This window comes from Teredinibacter sp. KSP-S5-2 (assembly GCF_032773895.1).
In the GTDB taxonomy this organism is placed as follows: domain Bacteria; phylum Pseudomonadota; class Gammaproteobacteria; order Pseudomonadales; family Cellvibrionaceae.
Genome location: NZ_CP120416.1, coordinates 2,380,563 through 2,396,884, shown reverse-complemented (window position 1 = coordinate 2,396,884; position 16,322 = coordinate 2,380,563). Strand labels below are relative to the sequence as shown.

The 16,322-nt window shown below is 44.4% G+C and carries 13 protein-coding genes; 6 read left to right on the top strand and 7 right to left on the bottom strand.

The window, feature by feature from the left end; all coding sequences use genetic code 11:
• Positions 1–10: 10 nt before the first annotated feature.
• The gene (locus tag P5V12_RS10425) at positions 11–457 is read right to left on the bottom strand and encodes a flavodoxin domain-containing protein (RefSeq protein WP_316957293.1); all 447 of its coding nucleotides are present in this window, start codon (positions 455–457) and stop codon (positions 11–13) included.
• An 84-nt stretch (positions 458–541) separates the two neighbouring features.
• Here P5V12_RS10425 and P5V12_RS10420 point away from each other — a divergent pair, with 84 nt between their 5' ends.
• The 3 genes from P5V12_RS10420 to tadA are packed head-to-tail and all read left to right on the top strand — an operon-like array spanning position 542 to position 2,064.
• Positions 542–772: a DUF1653 domain-containing protein gene (locus P5V12_RS10420; RefSeq protein ID WP_316957292.1), complete on the top strand. Its 231-nt coding sequence runs from the start codon at positions 542–544 to the stop codon at positions 770–772.
• Positions 769–1,584 (top strand): putative RNA methyltransferase, encoded by an 816-nt coding sequence (locus P5V12_RS10415; RefSeq protein WP_316957291.1) that lies wholly within the window; start codon positions 769–771, stop codon positions 1,582–1,584. The genes P5V12_RS10420 and P5V12_RS10415 overlap by 4 nt, the downstream gene beginning before the upstream one ends.
• A gap of 6 nt (positions 1,585–1,590) precedes the next feature.
• Positions 1,591–2,064 (top strand): tRNA adenosine(34) deaminase TadA, encoded by a 474-nt coding sequence (gene tadA, locus P5V12_RS10410; RefSeq protein WP_316957290.1) that lies wholly within the window; start codon positions 1,591–1,593, stop codon positions 2,062–2,064.
• Positions 2,065–2,103: 39 nt separating this feature from the next.
• On the opposite strand, the gene mltF is transcribed toward tadA, so the two are convergent.
• Complete coding sequence (gene mltF, locus P5V12_RS10405) at positions 2,104–3,600, bottom strand: membrane-bound lytic murein transglycosylase MltF (RefSeq protein ID WP_316957289.1); 1,497 nt, start codon at positions 3,598–3,600, stop codon at positions 2,104–2,106.
• A 276-nt stretch (positions 3,601–3,876) separates the two neighbouring features.
• Here mltF and purL point away from each other — a divergent pair, with 276 nt between their 5' ends.
• Positions 3,877–7,758 (top strand): phosphoribosylformylglycinamidine synthase, encoded by a 3,882-nt coding sequence (gene purL / locus P5V12_RS10400; protein ID WP_316957288.1) that lies wholly within the window; start codon positions 3,877–3,879, stop codon positions 7,756–7,758.
• A gap of 127 nt (positions 7,759–7,885) precedes the next feature.
• On the opposite strand, the gene P5V12_RS10395 is transcribed toward purL, so the two are convergent.
• From P5V12_RS10395 to P5V12_RS10375, 5 genes are all read right to left on the bottom strand, one after another.
• A complete protein-coding gene (locus tag P5V12_RS10395; RefSeq protein ID WP_316957287.1) occupies positions 7,886–8,659 on the bottom strand; it encodes a hypothetical protein in 774 nt (257 codons plus the stop codon).
• A 185-nt stretch (positions 8,660–8,844) separates the two neighbouring features.
• Positions 8,845–9,768 carry a helix-turn-helix domain-containing protein gene (locus P5V12_RS10390; protein WP_316957286.1) on the bottom strand — a complete coding sequence of 308 codons (924 nt, stop codon included), beginning with the start codon at positions 9,766–9,768 and terminating at the stop codon, positions 8,845–8,847.
• A 313-nt stretch (positions 9,769–10,081) separates the two neighbouring features.
• The gene (locus P5V12_RS10385; RefSeq protein WP_316957285.1) at positions 10,082–11,059 is read right to left on the bottom strand and encodes an HDOD domain-containing protein; all 978 of its coding nucleotides are present in this window, start codon (positions 11,057–11,059) and stop codon (positions 10,082–10,084) included.
• 19 nt (positions 11,060–11,078) lie between these two features.
• Positions 11,079–11,510 carry a CBS domain-containing protein gene (locus P5V12_RS10380; protein ID WP_316957284.1) on the bottom strand — a complete coding sequence of 144 codons (432 nt, stop codon included), beginning with the start codon at positions 11,508–11,510 and terminating at the stop codon, positions 11,079–11,081.
• An 11-nt stretch (positions 11,511–11,521) separates the two neighbouring features.
• Complete coding sequence (locus P5V12_RS10375) at positions 11,522–13,255, bottom strand: FapA family protein (protein WP_316957283.1); 1,734 nt, start codon at positions 13,253–13,255, stop codon at positions 11,522–11,524.
• 107 nt (positions 13,256–13,362) lie between these two features.
• On the opposite strand from P5V12_RS10375, the gene P5V12_RS10370 reads away from it, so the two are divergent.
• Together P5V12_RS10370 and P5V12_RS10365 are read left to right on the top strand one after the other, a co-directional pair.
• Positions 13,363–13,674, top strand: coding sequence for a hypothetical protein (locus tag P5V12_RS10370; protein ID WP_316957282.1), 312 nt, complete (start codon positions 13,363–13,365; stop codon positions 13,672–13,674).
• A gap of 89 nt (positions 13,675–13,763) precedes the next feature.
• Positions 13,764–15,926 carry a TonB-dependent receptor gene (locus P5V12_RS10365; RefSeq protein ID WP_316957281.1) on the top strand — a complete coding sequence of 721 codons (2,163 nt, stop codon included), beginning with the start codon at positions 13,764–13,766 and terminating at the stop codon, positions 15,924–15,926.
• Positions 15,927–16,322: the final 396 nt, after the last annotated feature.

Here is a 16,322-nt window from a genome sequence, read left to right as displayed (position 1 = left end):
TATCGTGAAATTATATTATCTCGTTTAACTCGGTTGCCCAGGAGGCGGCGACGTCTTCGTGATCGTCCACTTCCATAGCATCAATAACCAGCGGGGTTGATATTCTCTTTGCACCAATATCCGCGAGAGCTTCATCTATGGTTTGACCCGCTTGCGCAAATTGCGGGTAGGAGCTATCGCCAAGATTAACGATGACATATCGACGATCCACAACTTGGGGAATGTCGTTTACCAAATGTTGGTGGAAAGGTTGAATATTTTCCGGGAGGTCACCCATGCCAGTGTTGGACGTGCAAATAATCAGCAGTTGATCCGGGTCGTCGCCCAAATCACCAGCCTGGAAAGCAGGGTTGAGCGCGACATGGTGGCCATAGCCTTCCAATACTGCTTCGATTGTTCGAGCGACTTCCAACGCAGTTCCCATTACGGAACCAACGATTATTTGCACATTAGCCATGCTTTCCCGTTTTTTCTCAACAAAATGAAGGGGGGTATGGTATTGTTTTCCCCCTTTCAGGTAAACCTTTCAGAAATAATATCTATGACAGAAATCAGCTTAGTGCAACCGGGGCGTTATCGTCACTTTAAAGGGAATGAGTATCAGGTCTTGGGAGTGGCAACGCACTCAGAGAGCTTGGCGCCGCTTGTGGTGTATCGTCCGCTTTACGGAGAACGTAAGTTATGGGTTCGCCCGTTGGCGATGTTTCAGGAGAAAGTAGACGTGGGTGGAGAATGGGTTCCCCGTTTTGAATTGATCGAGGCTGATCAATGATATGGCGATGCCCTAACTGCCAAAAGCCTCTTAGTCAGCCACAAACCAGCCAACTGCGTTGTGAAGCGGGGCATTGTTTTGACGTGGCCAAGCAAGGTTATGCCAACCTGCTACTGGCGAATCAGAAAAAAAGTAAAGCGCCCGGGGATAATGCTGAGATGGTCGTGGCCAGGCGACGTTTTCTGGAGGCTGGTCATTATCAGTTTTTGGTTGATCGCATTCATCAGCTTATTGACGGGGCGTCGTTACCTGAGGCAGCGTTTGCGGATTTGGGATGTGGAGAAGGGTATTACCTTAATCAACTGACAGCTCAAAGAGCAAAATTTGAATCTAGTGCATACGGAATCGATATTTCAAAAGAAGCAATTAAAAAGGCAGCATCGAAATACAAGCTGGCAAATTTCGCGGTGGCCAGTTCGTATAATATTCCTTTGTTGGATGAGAGTGTGAATATCGCAATGAGTATTTTTGCTCCATTTTCTTCTGCAGAAGTGATTCGAATTTTGAAAAATGACGGTAAATTTATTCGTGTTTCTCCCGCTGCTGAACATTTGAACGAGTTAAAGGCGCGTTTATACCCAGCAGCAAATCAACATGATATACCGGAACCTATAGAGGGATTGCACCTCGAACAGCGAGATGATATTCGCCAGTTGATTAAACTGGAATCTTCGCAGCAGATTCAAGATTTATTGAGCATGACGCCGTTTAACTGGCACGGTGATCAAGAGGAAAAAAGCCGATTAATAGAAGAAGAATTTTTTCAGGCGACGGCGCATTTTCATCTCGATGTGATGGTAAAGCGGACATAAAACATCATGCATGAGCAAGACCTTTACTGGATGCAACAGGCTTTGCTGTTAGCGGAAAAAGCCAATCAGATCAATGAAGTGCCTGTCGGTGCTTTAATTGTTAAAAATAACGAAGTGATTGGTGAAGGGTACAACCGGCCGATAACCGATCATGATCCAACCGCTCATGCCGAAATTTGCGCTTTACGTGCTGCTGCGCAAACAGTACAAAACTATCGTATGCCCGGCACAACTATGTACATCACCATAGAGCCCTGTTCGATGTGTTTAGGGGCAATTATTCACGCCCGAATAGATCGTTTGGTTTTTGGTGCTCTGGAGCCCAAAGCAGGGGTGCTGCAAAGTAATCCTGAATTAATCTCGTCAGGAATATTTAATCATTCACTAGAATGGACTGGCGGAGTGCTTGCCGAGGAATGTACTGCGATCATTCAGCAGTTTTTTCAGCGTCGTCGACGAGAGAAAAAAGAAAACAGATAAGCTTAGGGCAATAAATACGCGCAATATGACGCGTATTTATTATAGTGAGGATGTGGAAAGCGTTTTTACTGCTTCGGTAACAGCAGGGCTTACCTGAGCAAACTCTTTTTGAGTTTCATTCATTGCCAATTGTTGCAAGCGTTCTTCTTCCACTTCGTTCCAGGCAATAATCGTGTGGAAATTACGAATATTTTTAACGTAATCAACCGGTTCCCAGCCACGAGCGTAACCATGCTTGGTATTTTTGTAGTATTTACGTTTGGCGAGTAATGGCAGTGTTTCCCGCACATCTGACCATTTATCCGGGTTGCCGCCAGTGCTTTCGGTTAGTTTGCGTGCGTCTTCCAAATGCCCTAAACCAACATTGTATGCTGCAAGTGCTAGCCAGGTTCTGTCTGGCTCTTCAATTCGATCGGGAATTCGGTCATAAATAGAGCGGAAATATTTTGCTCCACCGCGGATACTTTGGTCTGGATCCAGCCGGTTTTTAATACCAACAAACTTCGCTGTATCCTTGGTTAGCATCATAAAACCGCGAACACCCGTAGGGGATTTGGCTTTCGGGTTCCAGTGAGATTCCTGATAACTCAGGGCTGCCAGTAATTGCCAGTCCAGATCGAACTCACTTGCCGCCGCTTTTAGTTTTTCTTCCCATTTGGGGAGGCGGGTATCCAATCGGTGAGCAAATAAAATTGCACCGCTGTAATCAATTTCACCAAGGTGACCATAAAATTTTTCCATGGCCTCATCAATTACACCCTGCTGCTTAATCGCGTTAAAAAATTTCTGCGCTTCGTTAACAAGGCTTTGATCTTTCTGAGCTTTAAATGCCCAGGCCACATCTTGTGGTTCGGTAATGCTGAATGCAACTTGGGCCTTGGGGTAGAGGGAGCTATTTATTTCGTAAGCGTTGGAATCCACGATGGCATAATCTACTTTGCCACTATGCACCATTTCCAGCAGGTCAAGCATTTCTACATCGCTGCGCTCTTCCCAGGTTAGTTGTGGGTATTCCCGCTGTAATTCTCTAAGTCGCTCGGAATGAGAGCTATTACTGATCACCAGAATACTTTTGCCAATCAGATCTTCGATAGAGCTGGGTTTTTCCTGGTCTGAACGATAAATAACTTCTTGGGTGATTTGTAGGTAGGGTTCGCCGAATAAAACTTTTTCTTTGCGTTTTTTGGTTACGGTTAAACCAGAAGCGGCCAAGTCGCCGAATTCTGATCCGACTTGATCAATCATTGATCCCAAATCTTCGGTTTCTTTAATTTCTAATTCCACCCCGAGGTAGTCTGCGAATTTCTTAGCGATGAGATACTCAAAACCGGTGTAGCCATTTGGGCCTTTATAGTAGGTGGTGGGGCCGTTACGTGAGATAACAATTAAACGACCGCTGCCTTGAATTTTTTCGAGCGTGGTAGGGATACGACTGCTTACCAACGGACTCGCAAGTACGGCAAGTACGGTAAATAACGCGAGCGTTTTCAAGGCTTTGCGAATATAGCTTAATGGTAAAAAGATCACTCGTGGCATATCTTCAATTCAATTTCCCGGGCCACTTTTGGCGCCCTGTATAAAATTTGTGCGGATTGTACGCATAGATTGTGTGAATTGCTAGCTTGTTTTCCTTTGAATAATAGTGTAGGCAAAAATGGACTTGGGCACCTTGTCTGGCGTTAAAAACTTTTAGACCAATTTTGAATACATACTAGAGCTGCTCAAACTAGCTATATCAAGTACAATGCACTCCCTTTTTCGTTCACCGCTTTCGGCGGCGATATTATTAACAGCTAGAGGCCTATCCAAACGATGCATATTTTGCGTGGCGCCCCCGCTTTTTCAGAATTTCGCTTAGCGAAACTACTCACTACCTTGCAAGAAATAGACCCAAAAATTTCGGGTGTTGCTGCATATTATGTTCACTTTGCTGATGTTGAAGGCGAACTGGGTTCGACAGAGAGTGAGGTGCTAAACAAGCTACTCACATACGGCCCTAAACAGGTCGAAAAACAACTTAACTCATCAGACATACTGGAACTGGTGGTTGTTCCGCGTCCAGGAACCATATCTCCATGGTCTTCAAAAGCGACGGATATCGCCCACAATGCAGGACTTTCCCAGGTACTTCGTATCGAGCGGGGCGTATTGTACCAGCTTGAATGTGCTGAACCATTAGCCAATAGTTCCAAATTGTTACCGGCGTTACATGACCGAATGGTGGAAACGGTGCTGGCAAAACCAGAAGAAGCCGTAGCACTTTTTTCTCACTCAGAGCCCGCTCCGCTAACGGCTGTTGATGTTTTAACCGGTGGTAGAGAGGCGTTGGTTGAGGCGAATACGGCATTAGGCTTGGCCTTGGCTGAAGATGAGATCGATTACCTGTCGGAATCCTTTACGGAATTGAAGCGAAATCCAACCGATGTTGAGTTGATGATGTTCGCTCAGGCCAACTCTGAACACTGTCGTCATAAGATTTTTAATGCTTCCTGGACTATAGATGGTCAAGACCAGGAGCGTTCTTTGTTCAAAATGATCAAGAACACCTACGAAAAAGGTGGGGAAGATGTGCTTTCAGCCTACGCCGATAACGCGGCAGTCGTGGCTGGGCCGGTGGCTGGTCGATTCTACCCAGACCCGGAAACGCAAGAGTATGGCTACCATCAGGAACCTGTACACCTGCTAATGAAGGTGGAAACCCACAACCATCCAACTGCAATTGCACCTTTCCCCGGTGCGGGAACCGGTTCTGGTGGTGAAATTCGTGATGAAGGTGCAGTCGGTAAGGGCTCCAAGCCCAAGGTTGGCCTAACTGGGTTTACCGTGTCCAATTTGAATATTCCAGGTTACACCCTGCCGTGGGAAGAAGACTACGGTAAGCCTGGGCGTATTGTTACCCCGTTGGAGATCATGATCGAAGGGCCATTGGGCGGTGCTGCATTTAATAATGAGTTTGGCCGTCCGAACGTTTGCGGTTATTTCCGTACCTTTGAAGAAAACTTTGAAGGCGAGCGTCGTGGCTACCACAAGCCCATTATGATTGCAGGCGGTTACGGCAATATTAAAGAAGAGCACATCGAACAAAACGAATTTGAACCTGGAGCCAAGCTGATTGTTCTGGGTGGTCCAGCTATGTTGATTGGCCTGGGTGGTGGTGCTGCTTCTTCTATGACTTCTGGTTCTTCCTCCGAAGACCTGGATTTTGCTTCAGTGCAAAGGCAAAACCCCGAGATGGAGCGTCGTTGTCAGGAGGTGATCGATCAGTGCTGGCAGTTGGGTGGTGAAAACCCTATTGCCTTTATTCACGATGTGGGTGCTGGTGGTCTATCTAATGCTTTCCCTGAGTTGGCAAAAGACGGCGGATGTGGTGCGCATTTTGAGTTGCGTAACGTGCCGAATGACGAGCCGGGTATGGCGCCTCATGAAATTTGGTGTAACGAATCGCAAGAACGTTATGTGATGGCGGTATTGCCGAAAGATCTGGCCAGATTTGAAGCGATATGCCAGCGTGAACGCTGTCCTTATGCCATAGTGGGCGATGCGATCAGTGAGCAAACCCTGATATTGAATGACAAGCACTTCGATAATAAACCTGTCGACCTGCCCATGAATGTGTTGTTTGGCAAACCACCAAAAATGCATCGTGATGTGCAGTCTCTGGAAGTTCAGTCATCTGCTTTTGACTATTCTAATGTTGACCTTGCGGAAGCGCTTGAACGAGTGATTCAGCATCCGGCAGTGGCGAGCAAACAGTTTCTTATTACGATTGGCGACCGCAGTGTGACCGGGCAGGTTGTGCGCGACCAAATGGTTGGTCCGTGGCAGGTGCCTGTTGCTGATTGCGCGGTGACAACGGTTGCCTACGATACCTTTGCTGGTGAAGCGATGAGTATGGGTGAGCGCACGCCGCTTGCTTTATTGGATGCACCTGCATCTGGTCGAATGGCCATTGCTGAATCCATTACCAATATTGCAGCTACACGTATCGAAAAACTGAGTGATATTAAGTTATCGGCTAACTGGATGTGTGCCGCAGGTTCGCCAGGCGAAGATGAAAAGCTTTACCGGACTGTTGAAACTGTGGGTATGGAATTCTGTCCGCAGTTGGGTATTACCATACCGGTGGGTAAGGATTCGATGTCCATGCGTACGGCCTGGCAGGAAAATGGTGAAGATAAAGCCGTTACTGCGCCGTTGTCATTAATCATTACCGCCTTCTCTCCAGTTACTGATGTACGTAAAACCGTGACACCAGAACTGAAAGCGAATGTAGAAGGGAATGAATTATTATTCATCGATTTGGGTAAAGGTAAAAACCGTTTAGGTGCCTCTATCTTTGCGCAAACCTACAACGCTATTGGCGATATCGCTCCAGACGCTGAAGATGCTGCGGAACTCAAAGCGTTTTTTGTTGCAATTCAAAACTGTTTGGAAGACGAGTTGCTACTGGCGTATCACGATCGATCTGACGGTGGTTTGTTTGCCACCCTTGCGGAAATGGCATTTGCCGGTCATTGCGGTGTTGATATTGATATTACCAACTTGGGTATCGACGCACACTCCATTCTATTAAATGAAGAGCTGGGTGCTGTTTTGCAGGTTGCTGCTAACAACAAGCAGGCCGTGCTCGATACGTTTGCCAAGGCTGGATACAAAGGTGAGGTAGTTGCGCTTGGTAAGGCAACAGCGGATGAAAAAGTTGTTGTTAGCTACAACGGTCAGACCGTTTACCAAAGCACACGCGCAGCTTTACAAACGTTATGGAGTCTAACCAGTTATCACGTGCAGAAAGTTCGGGATAATCCAGTATGTGCTGAGCAGGAATTTGAGAGTGTTTCTGAAAATAACCCTGGTTTTAGCACCAAGCTTAGTTTTAATCCAAGCGAAGACGTTGCTGCTCCTTATATTGCCTCGGGCGCAAAACCCAAAATTGCGGTATTGCGAGAGCAGGGAGTGAATGGACATGTTGAAATGGCAGCGGCGTTTGATAAAGCCGGGTTTGCTTCCATAGATGTTCATATGAGCGATATTTTATCCGGCCGAATTTCCCTGGATGAATTTAAAGGCTTGGTTGCCTGTGGTGGTTTCTCTTATGGGGACGTACTCGGTGCGGGCGAAGGTTGGGCAAAATCCATTTTATTCAATGCCAAAGCACGTGATCAGTTCCAGAGCTTCTTCCACCGAGAAGATACGTTCAGCTTGGGTGTCTGTAACGGCTGTCAGATGATGTCCAACTTAAAATCATTGATTCCTGGTGCAGAACACTGGCCACACTTTGTTCGAAATATTTCTGAGCAATTTGAAGCACGTGTGAGCTTGGTACGAATTGAAGATTCATCTTCTGTGCTTATGCAGGGAATGGCGGGCTCATACCTTCCTGTTGCTGTTGCTCATGGTGAAGGGCGAGCAGAGTTTGCAGATGAAGCTGCGCAACAAGCGTGTGTTGCAACGGGAACAGTTGCTATGCGTTTTATTAATAATCAGCTTGAAGTGGCGGCAAAATATCCCGCTAATCCAAACGGTTCACCGGATGGTATTACCAGCTTGAGTTCGCTTGATGGGCGGGCAACTATCATGATGCCGCATCCTGAGCGTGTCTATCGCACGATTACCAACTCGTGGAAGCCCGAAGGTTGGGGTGAAGATGGTGGATGGTTGCGCTTATTTAGAAATGCCCGGGTCTTTATTGGGTAATTTGTTCTGAAAAAAAGCCGGCTTAACGCCGGCTTTTTTGTGTCTATAGCTTACTCATTAATAAATAACCGATTGTTTAGTCGCCTATTTGAGTACGCTAAACGCCCATTTTTAACCAGGCGTTTTTTTAGTTGTAATTAATGTCTTTTGTTTCTTGCATTACATTTGGGTCGTATTTCGAAAGATGAAATTCTTCGAATAGTACCGTTGTCCCACCTGAGTTTGTGCAGCTAATGCTTTTTACAAAGTCGGGATAGAATATCGATGAATAGTAAGCCGACCCGGCAGCGGAAAAACTATCGCTGTAAAAAGGTGAGTTAAATGTAAATAGCGGTGTGAATGAAGTTAGATTACCGTTTGAGCACGAGCCGTCGTCTGCATGGTTATCAACGAATAATGTTGCATCGTACTCCAGGTTCAGGAAAAAGCCCGGAGTATAGTTTACAGGCGGAACCCAGTTACTTCCGACTAGTTCAGATTGAAGTTGGATGCTGGGAGTGGCTGGTATTTTATGATGTACTGAGTAATCGTTTTGACTGAGACTGCAATTAACAATAAGCGCTTTTTCCTGATTTTCGTATCCATTTGGTAAGGCTGTGCTAGCGACATACCCTGTTTCATTGGCTGAAATGGTAATGGCCTGTAGCGTAGCTGTCCCCAATACATATCCTGTTGATTCAACAATAACTTCTGCGGAGTTGCATATGGTTTGTACGTCGCTTGAAGTAATTAATGATTCGTTATAGTAGTTGCTCGATGAATTTACGTGAATTTTTGCAACTGGTCCATTGTTGTAGATCGTGGTTCTATTTGCCTGTGCATCGGGATCATAGATCGGTGTTTGTGCAAATGCGATTTGTGTTAATAGTATTGATAGTGACGATACCAATAGTCGTCTCATATATTTTGCTCCATTTAATGTGAGTTGTTTTGTTTAATATTGCACGAGTTATTTTAAATAATTTATACAGAAGTTGATTTTTTGATTGTCATACTTAATTGTGGGTTGTCGTGTTGAATTTGATGTGGATTAAGCCTTGGCTTATATGGCGTGATAAACGGTAAGGTGATCTTTCCGCTATGATTTTAGTACTTGATGGTTAATTCTTTCTCTGGCTCTTTTTCAAGCTGATCTTTTAGTCGTCTTTGAAGTGTAGGTTTGGATATGCCTAATAATTCTGCTGCTTCGGCGCGGTTGCCGTTGGTCATTTGAAGTGCTTCATGAATAATTTCGATTTCCAGATAATGTATCGGGTCATTCATTCCGTTTTGAGGATTGCAGATATGATACGCAAGTTGTCGGTAGAGTTTGTTGGCGCGCGTACCAGGGATGAGGCTCATAAGTCGATACATACTCTCTTTCTTTTGGGTAAACAGCAGTAGCCATAAAAGAAAGCTGGTTGAGAAAGAGATAACAACACTAGCATTAACCTTTACTCCAATATGCATTAGGAAAATAATTGCAGAACCAATAAAAAATGTAGGTGTAAACGTTATCAGGTAGGCGAGCGCCTGAGTGTGAAGTTGATGTTTTCTCGATGTAACAAGTGTTAAGAAAGCGATAACAATGCAACTCAATAATGGAATCAGAATACCTATTTGTAGAATATGATAATAGGGGCCAGGAATTCTGGTTATTGAATATCCAATACTTTCTATGCCGGAAATAGCTGCGCCAGGAGTGAGTAATACCACACAGCATGTAATAAAGCCAAAAACACTAAAGAATACGGATGTCGTGTTTTCGTGATTGGAAATGTTTAATGCGTAAAGTAGCGAAGAGTATACAAAAACTAAAACAAACAGATAGAAAAATATCAAAACTACCAACCCGTTTTCTGGCTGATTTATGTAGGAATAGAAAAACATCTCGATGGAGTTCATTCCAGTAATGCCAAGAATAATTGATAGCAGGTATTTGTTGAGTGTTAAAAACTCTTTTTTATAGATGAGTAATGTTAGAAGTTTAAGAGATAGTGCAATTAAACTCAGTGTAATTACATAGGACATAAAATCAGGTAGTTTCCTTTTTGGCACGAAATTCAACTTTTTGTTAAATGACTCGACACATGCATCCTTTGTGTTTTACGAAAGTTTAATGTTTGCAGTGGTCACGTAGATAGTCAAGTGAAATGCTTGGGTTTTGTGTTCCTCGGTGACAGATTCTTAATTTTAGCAGCGAAAAAATTTCCTTTTCTTGTTTCGCTTTAGTAATTGCGTATAGCTTGTATAAGCATTATTGAATTTAAGTGAAGGGTAATCAATAGTGAAAATGAAAGGGGAAGGGATATTTTACATTTGCCGTTTTTAATTCTGGCGTTTTCTAAACATCCATCATTAGCTGATCAAGTTTGTTGTATAAATCGCCCGGAAGCTTTAAAGCTTTTAATATCTCGTTGGCAAGCTGTTTGTCTTGTTGTCTAACAGTAAAGTATGCTTCAGCACACAAATTGGCATGGCATAATAAATTACCGTATTCACTTACTTTAGTACCGGCGCTGATGTTTACTTGTTCCGCTAGTGCAGTAACAATATTGGCGGGTAGTTCCCAATCTTTGGCTACCCAGTAGCTCACTGCAGGGGAAAGTACTTTCATTAGAGGAACGAATGCATTATATCCTGGCGTATTGTCTTCGCCATTAGCTTCAAACTGTTTGCATAATTCACTGAAGGTTGTAATTTTGCCAATGTCGTGTACTAATCCCATTAAGTAAACAGTGAACTTTTCCATTCCTCTGTGTTTGGCTATCAGTTCGCATGTAACCGCACATACCAGTGAGTGCTGCCATATCTTTTGTCCCGTCATAGAGAAGTAGGGGGAATGTTGCTGTAATACCGGTTGCATTACCGCTGCGGAAAGTACGGATCTAAGTCCATCAATTCCCAGCTTTACAACGGCTGGTTCAATGTCCGAAATTTTATGGCTGACAGGGTTAAAGTAAACACTGTTGGCCAGTTTTAAAACCGCAGCACTCATTGCCGGGTCTTTATTGATGATGGCAACAAAATCACGCGCGGAAGCATCCGGGTCTTTTAGGGTTCTAAGAAGTTTCGGAATAACGGTTGGTAAATGCGGAACGGATTTTTGTCGGGTGTTTTTTTTTGCTAGCGATGATTTTACTACATCGATCACAAGTTTTTGTGGAACCGTTAGTGGCCGGCTTGTTTTCTCGGGATAAAGGTAGCGGAAAAATGCGTGCTGGGAATGCTCAATGGAATAGCTTTGAGGTTCAATTACTGTAATCCTGGAAGGATCTTGCTCTGTTTTTCTGCCGAAGAGTGTTTTAAGGCTAAATGACATAATAATAGGACGCTTATTTTTACAATTTATAGTCCAGAGTGCGATCCACACCGTAAACATGATATTGCAAAATGTCCTTCCAGCTTAATATTCCAGCAATGCTGCCATCGTCGTAGGTAACAGGGAGGCAAGAGATACTGTGTTCCAATAGCAGAATCGAGGCACTATCTACCAGCGTCTCGCAGTCAACGGTAATAATCTCTGTTGACATGAATTGGTAGGCTTTTTGGTTCATAAGATCTCGGTCACTTTCCCGTTCATCTATTGTGCCAAGGAAGGGGCTGATATGCGCGACCACATCCCGGTCAGATATGATGCCTTCTAGCTTGCCGTTGCTGGCGACCAAGAGGTGGCGAAATTTGACAACTTCAAATACTGAGGCGACTTCTGCCAGGCTGTGATCTGGACTGACAGTGATGACATCTTTACTCATAATGTCCGCAACAAACATGCTTGGTTCCCTTATTCTTTATCGTTAAGAGGACGTATTTCTATATCACTATTGAGTTTTTCGATGGTCACCTGTCTATGTTCTTTTTCAAGGTGGAGGCTTGCATCATTAATAATAATAGTCACATTTGGGTAGAGTGTGCTTTCAACTTGCACTTGCAATTGTTCTGAATCTGGCACCACATCCTGCAACTCATCGATATGTTGATCATACTCTTCGATCATCTCGTTTATGGCCTTCAGGGTGTTTTCAATTTTTCTGGCTTTGTCGAGTGTGATATCGCCCATTGATGTGGGGTCATCTGTTTCTCGTATACGTCGTAACACACTTTCCAGCTTGGTGGCTTCCAGGCGTCTTTGCTTTTTCTTCTTCTGGAATTTTTCCAGTTCTTTTTGCGCAACGCTATTAGAACCTAGAATAATTTCTGTGGGCACATACGCATCGCTGCCTAACACTTTGGCGCGAATACTCCAATTGGATTTTGTACAGCCACCAATAATGGCGCCGCGACCGGATTTTTCTCCAATGGTTATTTTCTTTAATGAGTAAGTGGTGCAATTCAGTAGATATTCTTTTACGTGCAATTCGCCACCGCATTGGATTTTGCTTTGATTGGCAAACTTGATTTCTATGTTTTCCCTGGCTTGTAAAAAAGAAGAGTGGGCTTCGTTAGATGTGTCTCCCTGGATACCACCACTGATATAAATGCTGCCACCGGATTCGAGATGGCCTTTATTCACAAAGCCTTTAACAAAAATATCACCGGATGCTTTTACCTGAAATCCACTGCGAACGTTACCCGTTACAATTACCGTACCGTCGTAGTCAACGTTACCACTGTTTAAATCCACGGCTCGTAGTGTCAGTACAGGGTCAACTTTTGCCTGTGAATTGGAGACAACCGGATGACCTTTTATTGCGGAGATGATCAGGTTTTTATCATCAGGACTGACTTCAGCACCGCTGGACCGGTTGGGCAATTTTACGTCTCTGCCTTTTTTGGGTTTTATGGCTTTGCCGACAACATTTAATCCTTCAATACCTGAACTCGCAGGAATTTTGCGAACCAAGGGGTCGCCTTCCTCCACAACGGAGTAGTCAAAAACTTCATGCTGGTCAATGGCATCAATACTGTCGACGTTTCTGACTTTTTCTATTTTGCTCTGTACGAGTATTTCAAGGCGAGCATCCTGGCCATTTTGTGCTGGAATAGCGGTTGCTAATACAATATCAACGGCTTTCGATGTTTTGGTTAACTTGTTTAGTGCGTTTTTATCTATGGTGCTTTCGCTTAGCTTGGCTTGTTCTACTGCCTTGTCGACTTGTTCTTTGGTGAGCTTTTTGCCGCCCCAGGCTTCTGAAGTTTGTGCTCGAGCCTGAAGCCTGTCGTTGGAGACCGTGATTTTGATATCCGCATCCCGGCGTTCCGCGATTTCATATTTCCCGGCTTCGTGATTTTTTACCTTACGAACAAAAGATTCAACGCTATTAGTGGGGTAGAAAAAATGATGGAAATCCCGAGCTTCTAAATCCATACGGATTTTGTGGGGAGAAACCTTGGTGATTTCCTTATCGATTTGTACAAAATCGATTTGGTCCGGGTTGTCATTGGTAGGGTCGGGTGTGGGGCGTTTGGTAATAATACCGAACAGTTTCCCTGTGCTTTCATCGAGTTCCAGCGTATAAGGAATAAAATAGCGCTCTGCTTCAGCGGGTGAAGACGCGTTTTCACGGTTATCGTTCACGGACCTATCCGACAAAATTACTACCCCTTATAACTATAGGACATTTATGTTCTTGAGTTGTAATAAAAAGCTGCTAATATCTGGCCTCCCTTAAAATGGAGTTCATTGTGGTTCAGACGCAATACATTCACCGGTTCACAACAAAAAGGCGGACGCTGTTAAGTGTGCTGTTCGCCCTGTTGTTTGCTGTGCAAACTGCGTCTTTGGTTCATGACCATGATTCAGAGCACCACAGGGTTAATTCCTGTGATTTCTGTGTTCAGGGCAGCATACTCAGCCATGTCCATTCGGTTACGGCGCCTGATTTTGGTTGGTTATCTCTTGGGGATAGTGTTAGCAGCCCCAAGCTACCTGAACCCAAAATCTTCCTTCCTATATACCTAATATCGGCCCGCGGCCCGCCAGGTTTAATGTCTTAGCTTTTTCAGTTTGTATCTCAGCCCGTGTGCTCTGTTAAGCAGAGGTGCGCAGGGCTTATGTATTAAGACATTTGATCTTGGAGTCACGCATGTATAAATCGTTATGGGTCGCTATCCCGTGCCTGTGTTCAGTTTCTGTATTAGCTCAACATATAGAAGAAAATGTAAATCACCCAGCTATCGAAGAAGTTCGGGTTGTCAGTTTGCCTATTGCCACATCTGAGTCTGATACCAGTTTGCCGATTAATGTTCTGTCTGGCGAAGCACTGCGCGAAGCGTTAGGAGCCACCTTAGGGGAGACCTTGAACAGTCAAATTGGCGTTACCCTTGAGAGCTTCGGTTCCGGTGTTGGCAAACCTGTAATTCGTGGGCAGTCAGGCAACCGGGTTAGAGTTTTGCAAGGAGGCATGGGTGTGTCCGATGCTTCATCGGTCAGCCCAGACCATATAAATGCTGTTGAGCCTCTGGTGGCTAAGCAAATAGAGGTGATACGTGGGCCGGCAACCTTGCTCTACGGTAATGGTGCTATTGGTGGTGTGGTGAATGTGGTGGACAATCGGATTCCGGAGGCGCTCTCGGAAGCCTCTCTGGCCGTGGAGCAGCGCTACAACTCAGCGGATAACGGAAGAGCTTCAGTAATTGTGACGGATTTGTCCGCGAAGCAGTTTGCATTTCATTTTGATGCATCCAAAAAAGAAAATGATGATGTGGATATTCCAGAATGGGCGATTCTCGAAGAGCACCATGAAGAGGGGGATGTCCATGTTGAAGAGCCAGGGCATGAAGAAGAGAATTATTATGGTTACCTGCCTAACTCTAGTGGTGAAACCAGTAATGTAAATGCGGGCGTATCCTGGGTGGGTAGTTCGGGTTTCTTTGGTATTTCAATCGGCGAAATTGATAGCGAATATGGCTTACCCGTTGGTTCTCATGATGCGCATGATCACGGCACTGAAGAGCCTGTTGATGGAGCGCATGAAGAAGAAGTGTTGGTCCGTCTTAAAATGGAGCAAACGCGCTACGAAGTGAAATCCCAATGGCAATTTGAAGGCCCAATAACTTCCCTGAGTGGTCATTTGGTCTTTAACGATTATCAACATACCGAAGAAGAAGAGTTGCATGTTGAACCGGGGGCTGCCGTAGATCATGGTGAAGAAGAGCATTCCACTTTGTTTTCTAATGAAGGTGTAGAAGGGCGTTTCCTGTTAAATCATGGTCAGTCTGACAGTTGGAAAGGTGTGCTAGGCACGCAGTTTTCACAAAGTGAATTTGTTGTGACTGGTGAGGGTGGTTATATCCCGGTTTCCGATATTGATTCCTACGCACTGTTTGCCGTTGAATCATTCACTCGTGGCCAATGGATTTATGAGTTGGGTTTGCGGGCAGAAAATCAGACTGTGACGCCTCAAGAGCATTCTCACTGTGAAAGAGAATCAGATACTGTTAGCGGCAGTGCTGCGGCAATATGGAAATTCAATGAAGCGTCCAATGTGTCCGTCAGTTTGAGTCGTTCACAGAGGGCGCCGACGATTGAAGAACTCTATTCCAATGTCAATATGGATACCTGCGGTCAAGGGGGGCACGGAATGGGCGCTCATGTGGCAACCGGGTTAGTGGAAATTGGTAATGCCGACCTTGAGAATGAAACATCCACAAACTTTGAGTTGGGCTATGAAAAAAGTGCCGGCTCAATAACCGGAAGTTTTAGCTTGTTTCATAACGAAGTGGATGATTTTATCTATTTAAAAGAACACCTTCATGTACATGCCGGCGATCAGGCGCATGAAGAACCGGAAATGGCCGAGTACGATCAACGTAATGCAACATTTCAAGGGTTGGAAGCGGAGGTGATGAAAACCTTTGATTTAACTCCGTCACTGCATTTGGATTGGAGTGTTTACGGCGATTATATTGTGGCCGAGTTTGAAAACGGAGAAAACCTTCCGCGAATTTCACCTGCACGGATAGGAACAGAGTTTTCGTTGGTGGGTGAGAGCTGGACGGCAAAGTTGCGAGCGACAAATGTGAGCAAGCAAGATGAGGTAGCTGAAGGGGAAACCGAAACGGAAGGTTATACTCGCCTGGATTTGTATGCCGATTACCATGTTAATTGGGATATCGCCGAATTTACATTGTTTGCCAAAGGTAAAAATTTACTGGATGAAGATATTCGTCACCATACATCCTTTATTAAGCACCTGGCTCCAGAAGCGGGTAGAGGGTTTGAGTTGGGGATTCGCTTGAGTATATAGTTGTCCGTTGTGTGAGTGACTGACACATATATAAGTATCAGTATGTAATTATCGTTACAGCTCAATGACCTTTTCAAAAAGCCATCTACGAAATAGGTGGCTTTTTTTATTTTTCGGAGTTTGTTTTTTGTTCTGTATGGATGTTTTTAAACGTAGGTTAGTCCTGGTAAGTTGACTGAAGCGTGGTATTAAAAAGTAGATTTTTTTAGTTGTTGTTTGCGACGTCAACGCAGAACGTAAAATTATTTGTGTCAGCTTTTTTGACAGTTTAGCGATTTCTGCTAATGAATGGTTAAACTATTATTGAAATTTCTATTATTTATTATGTTACGTGTTTCGCTGGATCGAGCGATATTTGCAATAAATTTGTGCAAATTTTATGGTGTTTATTTTACA

Excerpts from the sequence above, each read along its gene's own strand:
- P5V12_RS10420 (WP_316957292.1), top strand. The coding sequence starts at position 542 with ATGACAGAAATCAGCTTAGTGCAACCGGGGCGTTATCGTCACTTTAAA.
- P5V12_RS10395 (WP_316957287.1), bottom strand. The coding sequence starts at position 8,659 with ATGAGACGACTATTGGTATCGTCACTATCAATACTATTAACACAAATC.
- P5V12_RS10425 (WP_316957293.1), bottom strand. The coding sequence starts at position 457 with ATGGCTAATGTGCAAATAATCGTTGGTTCCGTAATGGGAACTGCGTTG.
- P5V12_RS10380 (WP_316957284.1), bottom strand. The coding sequence starts at position 11,510 with ATGTTTGTTGCGGACATTATGAGTAAAGATGTCATCACTGTCAGTCCA.
- mltF (WP_316957289.1), bottom strand. The coding sequence starts at position 3,600 with ATGCCACGAGTGATCTTTTTACCATTAAGCTATATTCGCAAAGCCTTG.
- P5V12_RS10415 (WP_316957291.1), top strand. The coding sequence starts at position 769 with ATGATATGGCGATGCCCTAACTGCCAAAAGCCTCTTAGTCAGCCACAA.
- tadA (WP_316957290.1), top strand. The coding sequence starts at position 1,591 with ATGCATGAGCAAGACCTTTACTGGATGCAACAGGCTTTGCTGTTAGCG.
- P5V12_RS10385 (WP_316957285.1), bottom strand. The coding sequence starts at position 11,059 with ATGTCATTTAGCCTTAAAACACTCTTCGGCAGAAAAACAGAGCAAGAT.
- P5V12_RS10365 (WP_316957281.1), top strand. The coding sequence starts at position 13,764 with ATGTATAAATCGTTATGGGTCGCTATCCCGTGCCTGTGTTCAGTTTCT.
- purL (WP_316957288.1), top strand. The coding sequence starts at position 3,877 with ATGCATATTTTGCGTGGCGCCCCCGCTTTTTCAGAATTTCGCTTAGCG.
- P5V12_RS10390 (WP_316957286.1), bottom strand. The coding sequence starts at position 9,768 with ATGTCCTATGTAATTACACTGAGTTTAATTGCACTATCTCTTAAACTT.